Consider the following 962-nt stretch of genomic DNA (forward strand, 5'->3'; position numbering starts at 1 on the left):
GCACCCGCAGCAGCTCGGCCTGGCCGCCCGCGTACGGCCCCATGTCGGCAAAGCCGTACGCGGCGCCGGCCATCCCGGGGTTGGTCGTCAGGCAGTAGGCGCTCAGACCGCGCTCGCAGTTCTCGCAGAAGCCGCAGCCGACGTTGAACGGCAGCGCCACCCAGTCGCCGATCTTGATGCGATCGACCGCAGGGCCGACCTCGATGACGACGCCAAGGTTCTCGTGGCCGAGGATGCGGCCGGGCGGCATATCGGTGCGGCCTTCGTACATATGCAGGTCCGAGCCGCAGATGTTGGTTGTGGTGATCTTGACCAGCACGTCGGTCGAGCGCTCGATCCTCGCGTCGGGTACGTTCTTGACGGAGACGTCGCACGGTCCGTTGTAGACGAGGGCTTTCATGCGTGCTCCTCGATTTGCTGAGGTGTCTTCTCAGCGGGCAACTCGGGCATCCCGCCCGCCGCCTTCTTCAGCTTGTTCTTGCGCTCGTACAGCTTCACCGCGAGCCCGCGCAGGTCCAGCGGTGAGTAGCGCGCCTGAAGGAAGACGCGTTCGCGCTCTTCCATCACGTGCGCCATGACCGCCTTTGCGAGCTGCTGCACGCAGTCGTCGTAGCCCTCCTCCGCCGGGCTCATGCCCTGGATGCGGGCGATGAGGTCCTTGGCCTCCTGGTGCTCTTGCTCGGCATGATCGAGCAGCACGTCGTCGCCGGTGGCCTTGCGCACCGCCGGGTAGAAGATCTCTTCCTCGATCTGCGTGTGGATCGTGAGCGCCGCGCAGATGCGCTCGGCGAGCATCTGGCGGTCGGCCGCGGGGGCGCCGAACTCGCGCAGCGTCTGGTACTGGATGAAGAGCTTCTGGACGAGCTTGTGGTCGCCGTCGAGAAGGTCCACCGCGTCTTCGTAGGCAATGGCTGTTGACACGGAATACTCCTTCGTGAAGCCGCCGCCTGAGCGTCGTGCTC

The 962-nt window shown here is 65.8% G+C and carries 2 protein-coding genes; both read right to left on the minus strand.

Translation table 11 applies throughout. From position 1 onward, the window contains the following. The coding region (locus QMO14_RS33275) for an alcohol dehydrogenase catalytic domain-containing protein (protein WP_301512393.1) at positions 1–400 on the minus strand (400 nt) is incomplete at its 3' end. Continuing rightward, positions 397–962: hemerythrin domain-containing protein (locus QMO14_RS33280; protein WP_367618196.1), on the minus strand; the 566-nt coding region annotated here is incomplete at its 5' end. The genes QMO14_RS33275 and QMO14_RS33280, both read right to left, overlap by 4 nt.

The organism is Variovorax sp. CAN15 (assembly GCF_030462475.1).
Taxonomy (GTDB): Bacteria; Pseudomonadota; Gammaproteobacteria; order Burkholderiales; family Burkholderiaceae_C; genus Variovorax.